Below are 12,824 nucleotides of genomic sequence, written 5' to 3' on the forward strand. Positions count from 1 at the left end.
ATGCCGGTTTCGATGACGGGCATCCGGATTTCGGGTGACGGCGATCTGGTACGCGCCGTCGTGCCCGGTACGCGGCGGAGGGAAGGCGGGTCACAGCCGGCTCAAGCCGTCCGAGGTCACGGCCGTACGGCTCCGGTGGCCGGCCGCGTGGACCCGGTCGGCGCACCGGCTGTACGGCTCCGGTGGCCGGCGACGTAGACCCGGTTGGCGCAGCGGACGCCGCAGAAGCGGCGCCGGCCGTTGCGGGAGGTGTCCACGTAGGCCACGTCGCAGCCGGGGCGGTCGCACACGCCCAGCCGGGTGTGGTCCTCGCAGATCGCGTGGGCCAGGCCGGAGGCGGTGTAGGCCCGCAGCCGGTCGACGATGGGCCCCCGCTCGTGGGCGAAGTGCAGGTGCGGCGCGCGGCCGTCGTGCCGGGAGATGTACGGCCGGCTGACGGTGACGGCCAGCAGGGCGTTGACCGCCTCCACCCGGCGGTCGAGGTCGGCGTCGGCGAAGACCGGGCGCAGCCGGTCGGCCCAGCGCAGCAGCTCCGCCGCCTCGGCGGGGTTCACCTGCCGGAAGGGACGGTAGTCGTGCTCCCGCAGCATCTCGGTGATCGTCTCGGGTGAGGTGCCGGGCTCCAGGTTCACCAGCGCGGCGGCGAGCTGGGCGGCGGCGCCGCCGTAAGGGTTGAAATGCATTGAACAATGACATCACGCTGGTGGCATGATCAACGAGATCGCGGCGGAAACGGGTCCCGACTGTCCGGCGTGCGGGCGGGCGGGCGTCACGGCCTCCACCCACGGCAGCGCGGAGGGGACGGTGGGCTACGCGCGGTGCGGGTGCGGCCGGTGGCTGGTCGTGCTGGCCGGACGGGTGATCGGCTTCACCATGGGGTGAGGCTTCATCGTGGAGCGGGGTCTCCTCGTGGGACGGCCTCGGCGGAGGCTCCGGGGAGTGGGCGGCACGGCCGGAGACGGCCCGGTCGCCCGAGCGGTTCCCGGGCGCCTCCGCCGGGCCGGCCGTACCCCATGGTCATGACGGCGCCGGAGGAAGATGATGGCGGGGTGCCGGAAACCCCCCGTTCCGCTCGCGTGCCCGTCGCCGTGACCGCTCTGGCCACCCTCGCCGCGCTGCTGGCGGTGAGCCCCCGCTACGGGTACCACCGTGACGAGCTGTACTTCCGCCTGCTGGGCGAGCACCCGGCGCTCGGATACTTCGACACCCCGCCGCTGACCCCGATGATCGCCCGCGTCTCGATCGGGCTGTTCGGGGACGGCGTGACCGCGCTGCGCGTCCTCCCCGCCCTGTCCGCGGCCCTCGTGGTGGTCCTGACGGCCCTGCTGGCCCGGGAACTGGGCGGCGGACGGACCGCCCGGATCGTCGCCGCGGCGGGCGTCGCCACCACGACCCTGGTCCTGGTCGCCGGGCACACCCTGCTCACCCTGAGCGCCGACCTGCCGCTGTGGGTCGCGGCGATCCTGTTCTGCGTCCGGGCGCTGCGGGGCGACGGCCGCTGGTGGCTCGCGGTGGGGGCCGTCGCGGGCGTCGCGACCTACAACCGGCAGCTCGTCGTGCTGCTCCTGGTCGCCGTGGGCGTGGGTGTCCTGGCCGTCGGCCCGCGCGACGTGCTGCGGGACCGCCGGCTCTGGCTCGGCGTCCTGGTGGCCCTGGTGCTCGCCGCGCCCAACCTGGTCTACCAGGCGACGCACGGCTGGCCGCAGCTGCAGATGGCCGCGGCGCTGGAGGCGGACGACGGCGCGGAGAACCGGGTCATGTTCGTGCCGCTGCAGATCCTGCTGCTCGGGCCGGTCCAGGCCGTGCTCCAGGTGGCCGGTTTCGTACGGCTGTGGCGGGAGCCGCGCCTGCGGTGCCTCGCCCTGGCCTACCCGGTGGCCTGCGCGCTGGTGCTGTACTCGGGAGGGCGTGCCGACTACGTCGCGGGCCTGCTCGTGCTGCTCTTCGCGGCGGGCTGCGGCCCCGCCGAACGCTGGATGACCGGCGCGGGGCGTACGGCGGAGCGGGCGGCGGGACGGCCGGCGGAAGAGACGGCGGAGCGGGCGGCGGGACGGGCGACGGAGCGACCGCCGGGGCGGGCGGGACGGCGCGCGCTGCTCGGCGGGTTCCTGGCCGCCGGCGCGCTCGTGTCGGCCGTCGTCGCGCTGCCGGTCGTCCCGTCCGCGTCCCTGGAGGGGACCCCGGTCGCCGCGCTGAACGAGGTGGCGCGCGAGTCGGTCGGCTGGCCGGAATTCGCCGCGCGGGTCGCCGCCGTGGTCCGGGACCTACTGCCCGCGGACCGGGCGCGGACCGTGCTCCTCACCGAGAACTACGGCGAGGCCGGCGCGCTGACCCGCTACGCCCGGCGGTACGGGCTGCCCGCCGTCTACAGCGGCCACAACGAGCTCTACCGGTACGGCCCGCCGCCCGCCTCGGCGCGGGTCGCGGTGGTCGTGACCGACGACCCGGCCGGTTACGCGCGGTCGTTCGCCTCGTGCGAGCGGCACGGCCGGATCGACAACGGTGTCGGCCTGTCCAACGAGGAGCAGCACCTGCCGATCCTCGTCTGCCGTGACCCGGTGGCCCCGTGGGACCGGCTGTGGCCGCAGGCCCGCCACTACAGCTGACCTTGGCCCGCGCCGCGGCCGGCGGTGATCGGCGGCCGTCCCCGGTGACCGCTCCAGCCTGCTCGAAGCGACCGCCCGGCACGATGACCCGGGGACGGCGGTCAGGGGACGGCGGTCAGGGGACGGCGGTCAGGCGGGGCCGGTCGAGGCGCGGACGTGCAGCCGGGCGGGGATGACGACCGGGCCGTCGGCCGGTTCCCCGTTGAGGCGGGCGATGAGCAGCTCGACGGCCGCCCGGCCCGACTCCTCCGGCGCGAGGTCGAGCGCGGTGATCGCGGGAGAGGCGATGCGGGTCTGCTGCGCGTCCGACCCGGCCGTCACGAGCAGGTCGTCCGGCACGGCCACACCGAGCCGCAGCGCCTCGGCCAGCACGCCCGACGCGTGGCGGCCCGTCTGGCAGTGGACGGCGTCGGGGCGCTCCCCGCGCCGGTGAGCAGCCGCCGGGCGGCGTCACGCCCGCCGTCCTCGCCGGCCGCCTCGGGGACGCGCAGTATCCGCGCCGGCATGGCGTGGCGCGCGGTCCACTCCCGGTAGGCCAGCTCGGCGTCGACGTTCCAGGCGTTGTCGTCCGTACCGGCCAGGAAGGCGACGCGCCGGGCGCCGCGCGAGCGCAGCAGGTCGAGCATGCGCTCGGTCTCCCGGGAGTCGTCGGTGCCGACCCAGTCGGTGAAGTCCGGCCGCCCGGGGTCGCGGCCCACCGCGACGACCGGCACGGACGCGTCGAGGAGCCGGGTGAGGACCGGGTCGTCGCGCGTCGGGTCGCCGATGACGTAGCCGTCCACGCCCAGGGCGGCCCGGGAGACGTCCGAGCGCGTCAGGTCGGGCACCAGCATGAGCCCGAGGCCGTGGTCGAGCGCGGTGACCGCCGCCGCGCCGGCGAACCGTACGAAGTAGTCGACGCCCTCGGGGATGTAGGAGCCGATGGCGTCGAGGGGGCGCATGTCGAGGCCGAGCACGCCGGTGCGCCCGCGGCGCAGGCCCCGCGCCATGGGGTGGGCGCGGTAGGCCAGCCGCTCGGCGACGGCGAGCACCTTCCGGCGGGTCTCCTCCGAAGCCGTGCCCTTGCCGTTCAGCGCGTGGGAGACCGTGGTGACCGAGACTCCGGCTTCGCGGGCGACGTCTCTGATCGTCGCGCGCGCGGCGGGGGGCGGCGCCTCCTTCGACATAGGTAAAGAGTAGGACACAAAACCTTTTACTAGGGGTTTTTCTCCGGTACCGTCCATTTTCCAAAACGTTTTGTGCGTGGTACCGCCGCCGATCGCGTCGCAGGGGCCACTCACTGCCCCGCGACGAGCGGTCACCCACCGCCCCGCTTCGGGGCCGACCCCCTTCTGAAGTGTCCGGAGGACTGAGGATGCGTATACGTGCGACGGCGGCCCTCGCCGTCACGCTCGGCCTGGGCCTGTCCGCGTGCGGCGACGGAACGGCCGGCGGCCCGGCCGCCCCCGCCGGCCCGGCGGCCGCGCGGCAGACCGGCGACCTGCTCGTCACCACCCCCGCGGCGAAGGGCGAGCTGGACAAGGCCACGTGGAACCTGCCGTTCGGCGAGCCCGCGTCGCTCGACCCGATCAAGGCGTTCAACTACCCCGAGAACACGGTCGTGGCCAACCTCTGCGAGGGCCTGATGCGGCTCGACCCCGACTACTCGGTGAAGCCCAACCTCGCCGAGAAGGTCGCCAACCCCGACCCGAAGACCTGGGTCTACACCCTGCGCGAGGGCGTGACCTTCTGGGACGGCGAGCCGATGACCGCCGACGACGTGGTGTTCAGCCTCCGCCGCCACCTCGACCCCGACGAGGGCAGCTACTGGGCGTCCGACCAGATCACCGGCAACATCGACTCGATCGAGAAGACCGGTGACCACGAGGTCACGATCCGGCTGAAGCAGCCCGACGCCACGCTCAACTCCTACATGGTCACGCCCGTCGGCGTGATCGTCGAGAAGGCCCAGCGGGAGAAGGCCGGCGCCAAGTACGGCACGCCCGAGGGATCGGTCATGTGCACCGGCCCCTTCAAGGTCGCCTCCTGGCAGAAGGGCTCCAAGATCACGCTGGACCGCAACGACGCCTACTGGGACGCGGCCCGCAAGGCCAAGACCAAGCAGCTCGACCTGCAGTTCATCGTCGACCCGGGCGCCATCGCGAGCGCGCTCGACACCGGCGCCATCGACGGGTCCTACGACGTGCCCGTCGGCGCGCTGGACCGGCTGTCGGCGTCGCAGAACGGCAAGCTGTACCTCGGCAGGTCACTGCAGATGGTCGCCGTCATCAGCACCGGCAACGGCCTCCTCGGCGACCCGGCGGTACGGCGCGCGCTGGCCATGGCCACCGACCGCGAGGCGATCGCCCAGACCGTGTTCGCCGGGACCGCCCAGGCGTCGCGCTCGCTGGTGCCGCGCGGCGGCTGGTCCTACGGCGACGAGGTGTTCGGGCCCGCCTACGACGCCCTGCCGGACACCAAGAAGAACATCGAGGAGGCGAAGAAGCTCGTCGCGGGCAAGACCGGCGGCGCGCCGATCGTCATCGCCTACCCCAGCGAGCGCCAGTTCTACGCCGACATCCTGTCGGAGGTCGCCAACGCCGGCCGCGAGCTCGGCCTCACCATCCAGCCCAAGGGCGTGCCGAGCGCGCAGTACGGCGCCTTCTTCTCCGACGCCAAGGCGCGCGCCGGATACGACGGGTTCATGACGACGAACTACATGGACATCCCCGACCCGCTCGCCTTCCTGCGCACGATCGCGGCCAAGGGCGGTTCGCAGAACTTCAACGGCTACGAGGACCCGCAGGTGCAGGACCTCATCGGGAAGGCCGCGGCCACCGCCGACGACGCCGAGCGCGCCAAGGTCACGACGGAGATCCAGTCGAAGGTCATGGAGCAGACGCCCTGGATCCCGATCGCGGCCCCGGCCGTCCAGCTGTTCCTCAACAAGCGGGTGACCGGGGTCCCGGCCTCGTTCGTCTACCTCTACTCCCCCTGGGCGGCGAGCCTGGGGGCGGCCTGACCACGACCGGCCCGGGGCGCGGCGACGCGCCCCGGACCTCCGTAACGGAGTCCTCGTGCAACGCTTCGTGATCCGGCGGCTCGGCGCGCTGGCCGTCACCCTCCTGTTCTCCAGTTTCGTCATCTACGGGGCGATGTACCTCGCGCCCGGCACCCCCGAGAGCTTCCTCGTCCAGGGCCGGACGGTCAGCCCCGAGGTCCTCGCCTCGATCCGCGCCCAGTACGGCCTGGACGACCCCTTCCTGCTGCGGTACTGGCACTGGCTGACCGGCGTGCTCACCGGCGACCTCGGCGAGTCCCTCACCACCCGCCAGGACGTCGCCTCACTGCTGGCCTCGCGCATCCCCACGACCGTCTGGCTCACGGCCTACGCCGCACTGCTGATCGTGGTGTTCGGCGTCGTGGCCGGGGTGGTGGCCGGACTGCGCGGCGGCCTCCTCGACACGGCCGTGCTGCTGGGCTCCAGCGTGGGCTTCGCGGTCCCCACCTTCTTCGCGGCGCTGCTGCTGATGAGCGTCTTCTCCGTGACGCTGGGCTGGTTCCCGGTCTTCGGGGCCGGCTCCGGCTTCTCCGACCGGATACTGCACCTGACGCTGCCGGCGGTGGCGCTCGCGCTGCCCGCGGCGGCGGTGGTCGCCAGGATCACCCGCACCGCCGTGGTGGAGGAGCGCGACACCGAGCACGTCTCCGTCGCGCTGGCCCGCGGCGTCCCGTGGCGTACGGTGGCCCGCCGGCACATCGTCCGCAACGCCATGCTGCCGGTGACGACGATCGTCGGGGTGAACATCGCCGCGCTCGTCGCGGGCGCGACGGTCGTCGAGCACGCCTTCACCCTCGACGGCGTCGGCGCGCTGCTCATCAACGCCGTGCAGCAGAAGGACTTCGCCGTCGTCCAGGCCGTCGCACTCGTCCTGGTCGCGGTGTTCGGCGTGGTCAACCTCGTGATCGACGTCCTCTACGCGGTGATCGACCCGCGAGTCCAGCTTGGAGGTGAGAGCGCGTGAAAACCGCAGTCTCCGCCCCGCCCGCCCGGCGACCCGGCGGCCCGGCCGGACGACGGCGGCCCGGCGGCGGCCTGTCCGGGCGGCTGGGCCCGCTCGGCGTCGCCGCGGTCGCGGTCGCCGCGCTGCTCGTGCTGGCCGCGCTGCTCGCGCCGGTGCTCGCGCCGTACGAGCCGGACATCGGCAGCATCGTCCAGCGCTACCTCCCGCCCGGCCCCGAGCACCTGCTCGGCACCGACCAGTCGGGCCGTGACCTGCTGTCCCGGCTGCTGTACGGCGCGCGGACCAGCCTGCTCGGCGCCGCCGCGGTCGTGGTGATCGCCGGGGTCGGCGGCACCCTGCTGGCGCTCGTCGCCACCTGGTTCGGCGGGCGCGTCGACGCCTTCATCGGCCGGGTGCTGGACCTGCTGTTCGCCTTCCCGAACCTGCTGCTGGCGATCATCGTCGTCGCGGTGTTCGGGACCGGCATGGCGCAGGCCACGGTCGCGCTCGCCATGGCGTACGTGCCCTACACCGCCCGCGTGCTGCGCAGCGTCGCGCTGCGGGAACGGCGGCTCCCCTACGTCCAGGCGGCCGAGCTGCAGGGCCTGTCCGGGGTCACGGTGAGCGGGCGGCACCTGCTGCCCAACATCGCGCCGCAGATCCTGACCGGCGCCGCCATCAACTTCGGCTACGCGATGATCGACCTGGCCGCGCTGTCGTTCCTCGGCCTCGGCGTCCAGCCGCCGACCGCCGACTGGGGACTGATGGTCTCCCAGGGGCAGGACTCCCTGCTGCAGGGGTACCCGCAGCAGAGCCTGCTCGCGGGCACGTGCATCGTCGTCGCGGTGGCCGCGTTCAGCGTCATCGGCGAACGGCTCGGCGGCCGCGCCGCGGGAGGCAGGGCATGAGCGTTCTCGAACTCGACGACGTCCGTCTCGCCGTACCGCATCCCTCCGGGGACCGGACGCTGCTGCGCGGCGTCTCCCTGTCGGTGGCGCCCGGCGAGGCGCTCGGCCTGGTCGGCGAGTCCGGCTCGGGAAAGTCGATGACGCTGCGGACCGTGCTGCGCACCGAGCCGCGCGGCGCCCACGTCACCGGCCGGGTGCTGCTGGACGGCCGTGACGTGCGCGGCCTCGGCCCGGCGGAGCTGCGCCGGGTCCGCGCCGAGTCCCTGGCGATGATCAGCCAGGACCCCCGGGCCGCGCTGAACCCGCTGCTGCGCGTCTCGCGGTTCCTCGTCGAGGGGCTGTGCGACGCGCGCGGGGATGACGAGCGGACGGCCACCCGCCGGGCCCGCGACCTGCTCGCGCAGGTCGGGATCGCCGACGTGGACCGCTGCATGAACTCCTACCCCCACCAGCTGTCCGGCGGCATGCTCCAGCGGGTCGTCATCGCCGCCGCCGTGGCGGGCTCGCCGCGGCTGCTGCTCGCCGACGAGCCGACGACGGCGCTCGACGTGACCACGCAGTCGGAGGTCATGGCGATCCTCGACGAGCAGCGGCGCGAACGCGGAATGTCAATGATCTTCGTCACCCACGACCTGGAGCTGGCCTCGGCGGTGTGCGACCGGATCGCCGTGATGTACGCCGGGGAGATCGTCGAGATCTCGACCCCGGAACGGCTCCACGCGGCGCCGCGGCACCCGTACACGCGCCTGCTGCTGGACTCCCGGCCCAGCCTCACCGCGCGGGCCCCGGTGCTCCCCGTCATCCCGGGGCGGCCGGTCGCCGCCTACGAGGTCGGCGGGGGCTGCGCGTTCGCCGGCCGCTGCCCCTGGTCGGAACCCGGGTGCACCGACGGCGAGATCCCGCTCGTCCAGGACGGGGACCGCGCCGTACGGTGCGCGCGCGAGGAGGAACTGGCCGGCGAGCTGGCCCACGCGACGGGGACGGAGGCGACGGCGTGAACGACGACGTGAAGGGCACGGACGGCGCGGGTGGTTCCGGCGGGGACGTCATCCGGATCAGCGGGCTGCGCAAGCGGTTCGTCACCGGCCGGGGCTCGGGGCGCCGTACGGTCGACGCCCTCGACGACGTCAGCCTCACCGTGGCCGACGGAAGCTGCCTGGCCGTGGTCGGCGAGTCGGGATCGGGCAAGTCGACCCTGGCCCGGATCCTCGTCGGGCTGGAGGCCGCGGACGCCGGGGAGGTCGTCCTCGCCGGACGTCCGGTGGCCCGGCGGCCGCGCCGGGCCGAGCGGCGGGCCCGCGCCCGGGACATCCAGATGGTGTTCCAGGACCCCAACGGGTCGCTGAACCGCCGCCGCACCGCCGGGTCGGCGATCTCGGAGGTGCTGGCGGCCCACCACCGGGTCACCGGCGCCGAGGCGCGCCGCCGCGTCGAGGAGCTGCTGGAACAGGTCGGCCTGCGCCCCGCGCACGCCCGCTCCCTGCCCGGCGAGCTGAGCGGCGGCCAGCGGCAGCGGGTGGCGATCGCGCGGGCGCTGGCCGCCGAACCCCGCGTCCTCGTGCTCGACGAGGCCGTGGCCGCGCTCGACGTGTCGGTGCAGGCCCAGGTCCTGAACCTGCTGTCGGAGATCCGGCGGGACCGCCGGCTCACCTATCTGTTCATCACCCATGACCTGTCCGTCGTACGACAGGTGAGCGAGGAGGTCGTCGTCATGCGACAGGGCCGCATCGTGGAAGGCGGGAGCACGACCCAGGTGCTGGACGATCCGCAGCACCCCTACACCAGGCTGCTGCGCGACAGCGCGCCCCGGCCGGGATGGCGGCCGGTCCGCGCCATCGGCCGCGACGCCACGGAGGTGGAGGCGTGAACCGCCGCGCGCACCTGCGGCTGGAGGAGACCCGCCCCCGCGCCCGCGGCCGGGAGCGGGGCCGCCGGGCCGCCGCCGAGATCGCCCGGACCTGGCGGACGTACGCCGAGCTCTTCGACGCGACCGCCGCGGCCGGGGGCAGGTCGCTCGACGTCCCCGAGCTCGCGCTGGCGAGCGTCGCGGCCACCCGCGCGTGGGCGCCGGACCTCGTCGAGGAGATGGAGGGCGTGGCCGAGGGCGCGGACGTGCCGCTGTGGGTCGTCGCCGCGCTCAACGCCCGGACCGAGATCCTGTCGGAGGCCGCCGCGCCCCGCGCGGGCGAGTGCTCCACGGTGGTCCACGTGGGGGCCTCCCGCTCCGGGACCTCCGCCGGAGACGGCACGGCGAGCGGCGCGGGGAACGGCGCGGGGAACCGTACCGTGGGCGGTCAGAGCTGGGACTGGCACGAGGAGCTGGCCGACGGCTGGCACGCGCAGTCGGTCCGCGGCGCGGCGGGCGACCCGGCGGACGGCGGCTCGCTGGCGTTCACCGGCATCACCGAGTACGGCATCCTGGGGAAGATCGGGCTCAACGAGGCCGGGGTGGGCGTGCTGTTCAACATCCTCGGCCACGCCGGCGACGGCGCGGGCGGTGTGCCCGTCCACCTCGTCGCCCGCAGGGCGCTCGGCTCCGCGGCGTCGTTCGACGAGGCGATCGCCGTCATCACCGGCGCCCCGGTCTCCGCCTCCACCGTGATGACGGTCGTGACCGCCGGCCGGGCCGCGTCGGTCGAGGTCAGCCCGGCGGGCGCCGCGGTGGTACACCCGGACGCCGAGGGCTGGCTGGTCCGCACCAACCACTTCCAGGACCCGGTGCTGGCCGCCGGGGAGCACCGCGGGCGGCTGGAGCCGGAGACCTACGACCGGCTGCGCGTGCTGGGCGAGCGGGTCCGCGGGCGCGACGGGATCGCCGGCCCCGACGACCTCGCAGCCCTGCTCACCGCCCATCCCGGTGACGGGGCCGAGGTCTGCTGCCACGCCCCGGCCGGTGGACGGCTCGGCACCCGGTGGGCGACCCTCGCCACGGTGCTGGTGGAACCGGCCGCGGGCCTGTTCCAGGTGCACGACGGCGGCCCCTGCACGGCGGGGCCTGGGACGTGGGAGACGCTCGCCGTCCCCACGGGGTGAACTCCGGCGCTCGGATCCGAACGGCCGATTTGCGGAATGGAGTATTCCGTTCTGGTATGATCGACACAACGGATCGCGCCGGAGAGGCGGCGCCGACCGGGCCGGAGCCGAGAAGCGGGGAAACGAGATGAACGAGAACGCGACCATGTGGACCGTGCTGGCCGAGGCCCACCGGGCGCTGCGCGACGCTGTTCGCGGGGTCGCCGCCGGGGACTGGGACCGGCCCACCCCGTGCGCGGAGTGGAACGTCACCCAGGTGCTCCAGCACGCCGCGGGTGACCAGATCGGCTTCGCCTCGTTCATCACCGGAGGGCCCGGCCCGGCCGAGAACCCGTTCGCGCCCTCCGGCAGGCTCGCCGCCTCCCCCGAGACGGTGGCCGAGGAGGCGATGCGGGCCTCCGCCGACGCCTGGGCGACGGTCGGCGAGGACGAGCAGGAGGTCCCGGTCCCCGTCCCGCCCAACAAGCTGCCCGCCCGGCTCGGCGTCGGCGCCTGCGCCCTCGACGCCGCGGTGCACGCCTGGGACATCGCCGTCGCCACCGGCCGGCCCTCCCCCCTCACCCCGGAGCTGGCCCGCGAGCTGACGGACGTCGCCAGGCGAATCGTCGAGCCGCTCCGCGCCTTCGGGGCGTACGCGCCGGCGCTGGAGGCCCGGGACGATGACGACGACGCCGCCGCCCTGCTGCGCTATCTCGGCCGCCGCCCCGACTGGACCGCCTGAGCCCGCGGGCGGCAGAAGAGTCCCCGGGACATCCTGAGCCGGCGGTCAGGGGTCCCGGGGCCGGCCTCAGTCCTCCGCCTTCCTGCCGTTCGCGCCGACGGCGTACCACTCGTCGCCGAAGCTCTCCACATCGTGACCGGTGACGTCACCGGGCCGATGGTCCTTGACGTAGTAGTAGAGCGGGTGGCCCCCGTAGGTCACCTGCCTCGTGCCGCCCGTCCGCCGGACGGTGCCGAGCAGCGACGCCCTGACGCCGTTCCCGGCCCGCGGCCGGTCCCCGGTGAGGTACGGCGGCCACACCCCGGCACAGTCGTCATAGCACCTGGACCTGCCCTTCCGGTCCTTCTCGAACAGGTACAGGGTGCGGCCCCCGGCGCCCGTCAGCACCTTCCCGAGCCTCGTCTCGCCCAGCCCGACCCGGGACCGGGTGGTCGGCGAGACGGACGGCCCGACGTGGGTGGGTGACGCCTTGACCTGGTCCGCGGCGACCGGCCCGGTCGCCCCCGCCTCGCCCGCGCCGCAGCCGGCCGCGAGCAGCCCGAGAGCGAGCACGCCGATGGGGAGTGTTTTCTTCATCTCCGGCCTCCAGGAGAGTGTGATCGACACTCCTGCCAGGACACAGGTGATCATCCGCATCCGGCTCCGCGACACGAACCGCTTGGCCATGCCTTTACCCGCCCCCGCCATCGCTTCCCCGGCTGATACGGCAATCGGCAATCAACCCGCACGGCCCGCACATCTACCCTGAAGACATGATCTCCCGGGCTGAGTTGTTCGCCGGTGCCGCCACCTACTACGCGCGTCACCGTACGGACTACGGGTCAGAGGTCGTCGAGCACATCGCCGGCGAGCTGGCCCTCGACGCCGCGTCGCGGGTGCTGGACCTGGGCTGCGGGCCCGGCACCCTGGCCATCCCCCTCGCAGCCAGGGCCGGCGAGGTGGTGGCCGTCGATCCCAGTGAGGAGATGCTCACCGAGGGCGCCCGGCACGGCGTCCCCGGGATCCGCTGGGTGCGAGGCGACTCCTCGATGCTCGACGAGCTGCCGCTCGGCCGGATCGACCACGTCGTCATGGGCCGCTCCTTCCACTGGATGGACCGCGAGCGGGTGCTCGACGACCTCGACCGGCTGCTGCCCGCGCACGGCGCGGTCGTCCTCGTCGGTCCCGTCCACGACCCGGAGGAACCCCCCTGGGAGCCGATGGCGCAGGCCGTACGGCGGGACTTCGGGCTGGAGTGGCGGGCGAACAGCGAGTCCTACGAGCAGACCGGGCGGCACCACGACGACGTGCTGCGCGAGTCGCCGTTCCGCCGGATGGAGTCCCGGTGCTTCACCCGCGTGGTCCGCCGCTCCGCCGAGGACATCGTGGGCCTGCAGCTGTCGTTCTCCTACTCCTCGCCCGCGCGTCTCGGCGACCGGCTGCCCGCGTTCACCGAGGCGCTGCGCGAGGCGCTGGCCGCGGCGAACCCGGGCGGGGCGGACTGGGAGGAGGAGGACGTCACCGACGTCCTCATCGCCCGCAGACCCTGACACGACGATTCGTGGAACGCTCCTGGCGTCCCTGGAGAAGCGCG

The 12,824-nt window shown here is 74.2% G+C and carries 14 protein-coding genes; 10 read left to right on the forward strand and 4 right to left on the reverse strand.

Annotated features, from left to right (window positions below; translation table 11 throughout):
• Positions 1-116: 116 nt before the first annotated feature.
• On the reverse strand, positions 117-683 hold the full coding sequence (locus ACQP10_RS36870; RefSeq protein WP_433540576.1) for a CGNR zinc finger domain-containing protein: 567 nt from the start codon (positions 681-683) through the stop codon (positions 117-119).
• A 25-nt stretch (positions 684-708) separates the two neighbouring features.
• Here ACQP10_RS36870 and ACQP10_RS36875 point away from each other — a divergent pair, with 25 nt between their 5' ends.
• Both ACQP10_RS36875 and ACQP10_RS36880 read left to right on the forward strand, forming a co-directional pair.
• Positions 709-882, forward strand: coding sequence for a hypothetical protein (locus ACQP10_RS36875; protein WP_390002669.1), 174 nt, complete (start codon positions 709-711; stop codon positions 880-882).
• Between the two features lie 194 nt (positions 883-1,076).
• Positions 1,077-2,606: a glycosyltransferase family 39 protein gene (locus ACQP10_RS36880; protein ID WP_390002671.1), complete on the forward strand. Its 1,530-nt coding sequence runs from the start codon at positions 1,077-1,079 to the stop codon at positions 2,604-2,606.
• Between the two features lie 129 nt (positions 2,607-2,735).
• On the opposite strand, the gene ACQP10_RS36885 is transcribed toward ACQP10_RS36880, so the two are convergent.
• Together ACQP10_RS36885 and ACQP10_RS36890 are read right to left on the reverse strand one after the other, a co-directional pair.
• Positions 2,736-2,978, reverse strand: coding sequence for a substrate-binding domain-containing protein (locus ACQP10_RS36885; protein WP_433540577.1), 243 nt, complete (start codon positions 2,976-2,978; stop codon positions 2,736-2,738).
• Positions 2,924-3,772: a LacI family DNA-binding transcriptional regulator gene (locus tag ACQP10_RS36890; protein ID WP_433540578.1), complete on the reverse strand. Its 849-nt coding sequence runs from the start codon at positions 3,770-3,772 to the stop codon at positions 2,924-2,926. Before ACQP10_RS36890 ends, ACQP10_RS36885 begins: the two co-directional genes overlap by 55 nt.
• Positions 3,773-3,960: 188 nt before the next feature.
• Between ACQP10_RS36890 and ACQP10_RS36895 the strand changes: the two genes are divergently transcribed.
• The 7 genes from ACQP10_RS36895 to ACQP10_RS36925 all read left to right on the forward strand — a co-directional run bounded on the left by ACQP10_RS36895 (position 3,961) and on the right by ACQP10_RS36925 (position 11,251).
• Positions 3,961-5,607: an ABC transporter substrate-binding protein gene (locus tag ACQP10_RS36895; protein ID WP_390002676.1), complete on the forward strand. Its 1,647-nt coding sequence runs from the start codon at positions 3,961-3,963 to the stop codon at positions 5,605-5,607.
• 55 nt (positions 5,608-5,662) lie between these two features.
• Positions 5,663-6,610, forward strand: coding sequence for an ABC transporter permease (locus ACQP10_RS36900; protein WP_312873336.1), 948 nt, complete (start codon positions 5,663-5,665; stop codon positions 6,608-6,610).
• Positions 6,607-7,497, forward strand: a complete 891-nt coding sequence (locus ACQP10_RS36905) for an ABC transporter permease (protein WP_179821932.1) — start codon at positions 6,607-6,609, stop codon at positions 7,495-7,497. Before ACQP10_RS36900 ends, ACQP10_RS36905 begins: the two co-directional genes overlap by 4 nt.
• On the forward strand, positions 7,494-8,495 hold the full coding sequence (locus ACQP10_RS36910; RefSeq protein ID WP_346018427.1) for an ABC transporter ATP-binding protein: 1,002 nt from the start codon (positions 7,494-7,496) through the stop codon (positions 8,493-8,495). The genes ACQP10_RS36905 and ACQP10_RS36910 overlap by 4 nt, the downstream gene beginning before the upstream one ends.
• Entirely contained in the window at positions 8,492-9,364 is an 873-nt protein-coding gene (locus ACQP10_RS36915; RefSeq protein WP_346018426.1) for an ABC transporter ATP-binding protein, read from the forward strand. Before ACQP10_RS36910 ends, ACQP10_RS36915 begins: the two co-directional genes overlap by 4 nt.
• Positions 9,361-10,530: a C45 family peptidase gene (locus ACQP10_RS36920; RefSeq protein WP_346018425.1), complete on the forward strand. Its 1,170-nt coding sequence runs from the start codon at positions 9,361-9,363 to the stop codon at positions 10,528-10,530. Before ACQP10_RS36915 ends, ACQP10_RS36920 begins: the two co-directional genes overlap by 4 nt.
• Before the next feature lie 127 nt (positions 10,531-10,657).
• Positions 10,658-11,251, forward strand: coding sequence for a TIGR03086 family metal-binding protein (locus ACQP10_RS36925; RefSeq protein ID WP_433540579.1), 594 nt, complete (start codon positions 10,658-10,660; stop codon positions 11,249-11,251).
• A 66-nt stretch (positions 11,252-11,317) separates the two neighbouring features.
• Here the strand turns inward: ACQP10_RS36925 and ACQP10_RS36930 are convergent, their stop codons facing one another.
• Positions 11,318-11,827, reverse strand: coding sequence for a COG4315 family predicted lipoprotein (locus ACQP10_RS36930; protein ID WP_346018423.1), 510 nt, complete (start codon positions 11,825-11,827; stop codon positions 11,318-11,320).
• A gap of 176 nt (positions 11,828-12,003) precedes the next feature.
• Between ACQP10_RS36930 and ACQP10_RS36935 the strand changes: the two genes are divergently transcribed.
• Entirely contained in the window at positions 12,004-12,780 is a 777-nt protein-coding gene (locus ACQP10_RS36935; RefSeq protein WP_433540580.1) for a class I SAM-dependent methyltransferase, read from the forward strand.
• Positions 12,781-12,824: the final 44 nt, after the last annotated feature.

This window comes from Streptosporangium sandarakinum (genome assembly GCF_050942225.1).
In the GTDB taxonomy this organism is placed as follows: domain Bacteria; phylum Actinomycetota; class Actinomycetes; order Streptosporangiales; family Streptosporangiaceae; genus Streptosporangium; species Streptosporangium nondiastaticum.

Bases quoted from the DNA above. Each gene is read 5' to 3' on its own strand.
- ACQP10_RS36910 (WP_346018427.1), top strand. From the start codon at position 7,494: ATGAGCGTTCTCGAACTCGACGACGTCCGTCTCGCCGTACCGCATCCC.
- ACQP10_RS36870 (WP_433540576.1), bottom strand. From the start codon at position 683: ATGCATTTCAACCCTTACGGCGGCGCCGCCGCCCAGCTCGCCGCCGCG.
- ACQP10_RS36875 (WP_390002669.1), top strand. From the start codon at position 709: ATGATCAACGAGATCGCGGCGGAAACGGGTCCCGACTGTCCGGCGTGC.
- ACQP10_RS36930 (WP_346018423.1), bottom strand. From the start codon at position 11,827: ATGAAGAAAACACTCCCCATCGGCGTGCTCGCTCTCGGGCTGCTCGCG.
- ACQP10_RS36895 (WP_390002676.1), top strand. From the start codon at position 3,961: ATGCGTATACGTGCGACGGCGGCCCTCGCCGTCACGCTCGGCCTGGGC.
- ACQP10_RS36925 (WP_433540579.1), top strand. From the start codon at position 10,658: ATGAACGAGAACGCGACCATGTGGACCGTGCTGGCCGAGGCCCACCGG.
- ACQP10_RS36890 (WP_433540578.1), bottom strand. From the start codon at position 3,772: ATGTCGAAGGAGGCGCCGCCCCCCGCCGCGCGCGCGACGATCAGAGAC.
- ACQP10_RS36935 (WP_433540580.1), top strand. From the start codon at position 12,004: ATGATCTCCCGGGCTGAGTTGTTCGCCGGTGCCGCCACCTACTACGCG.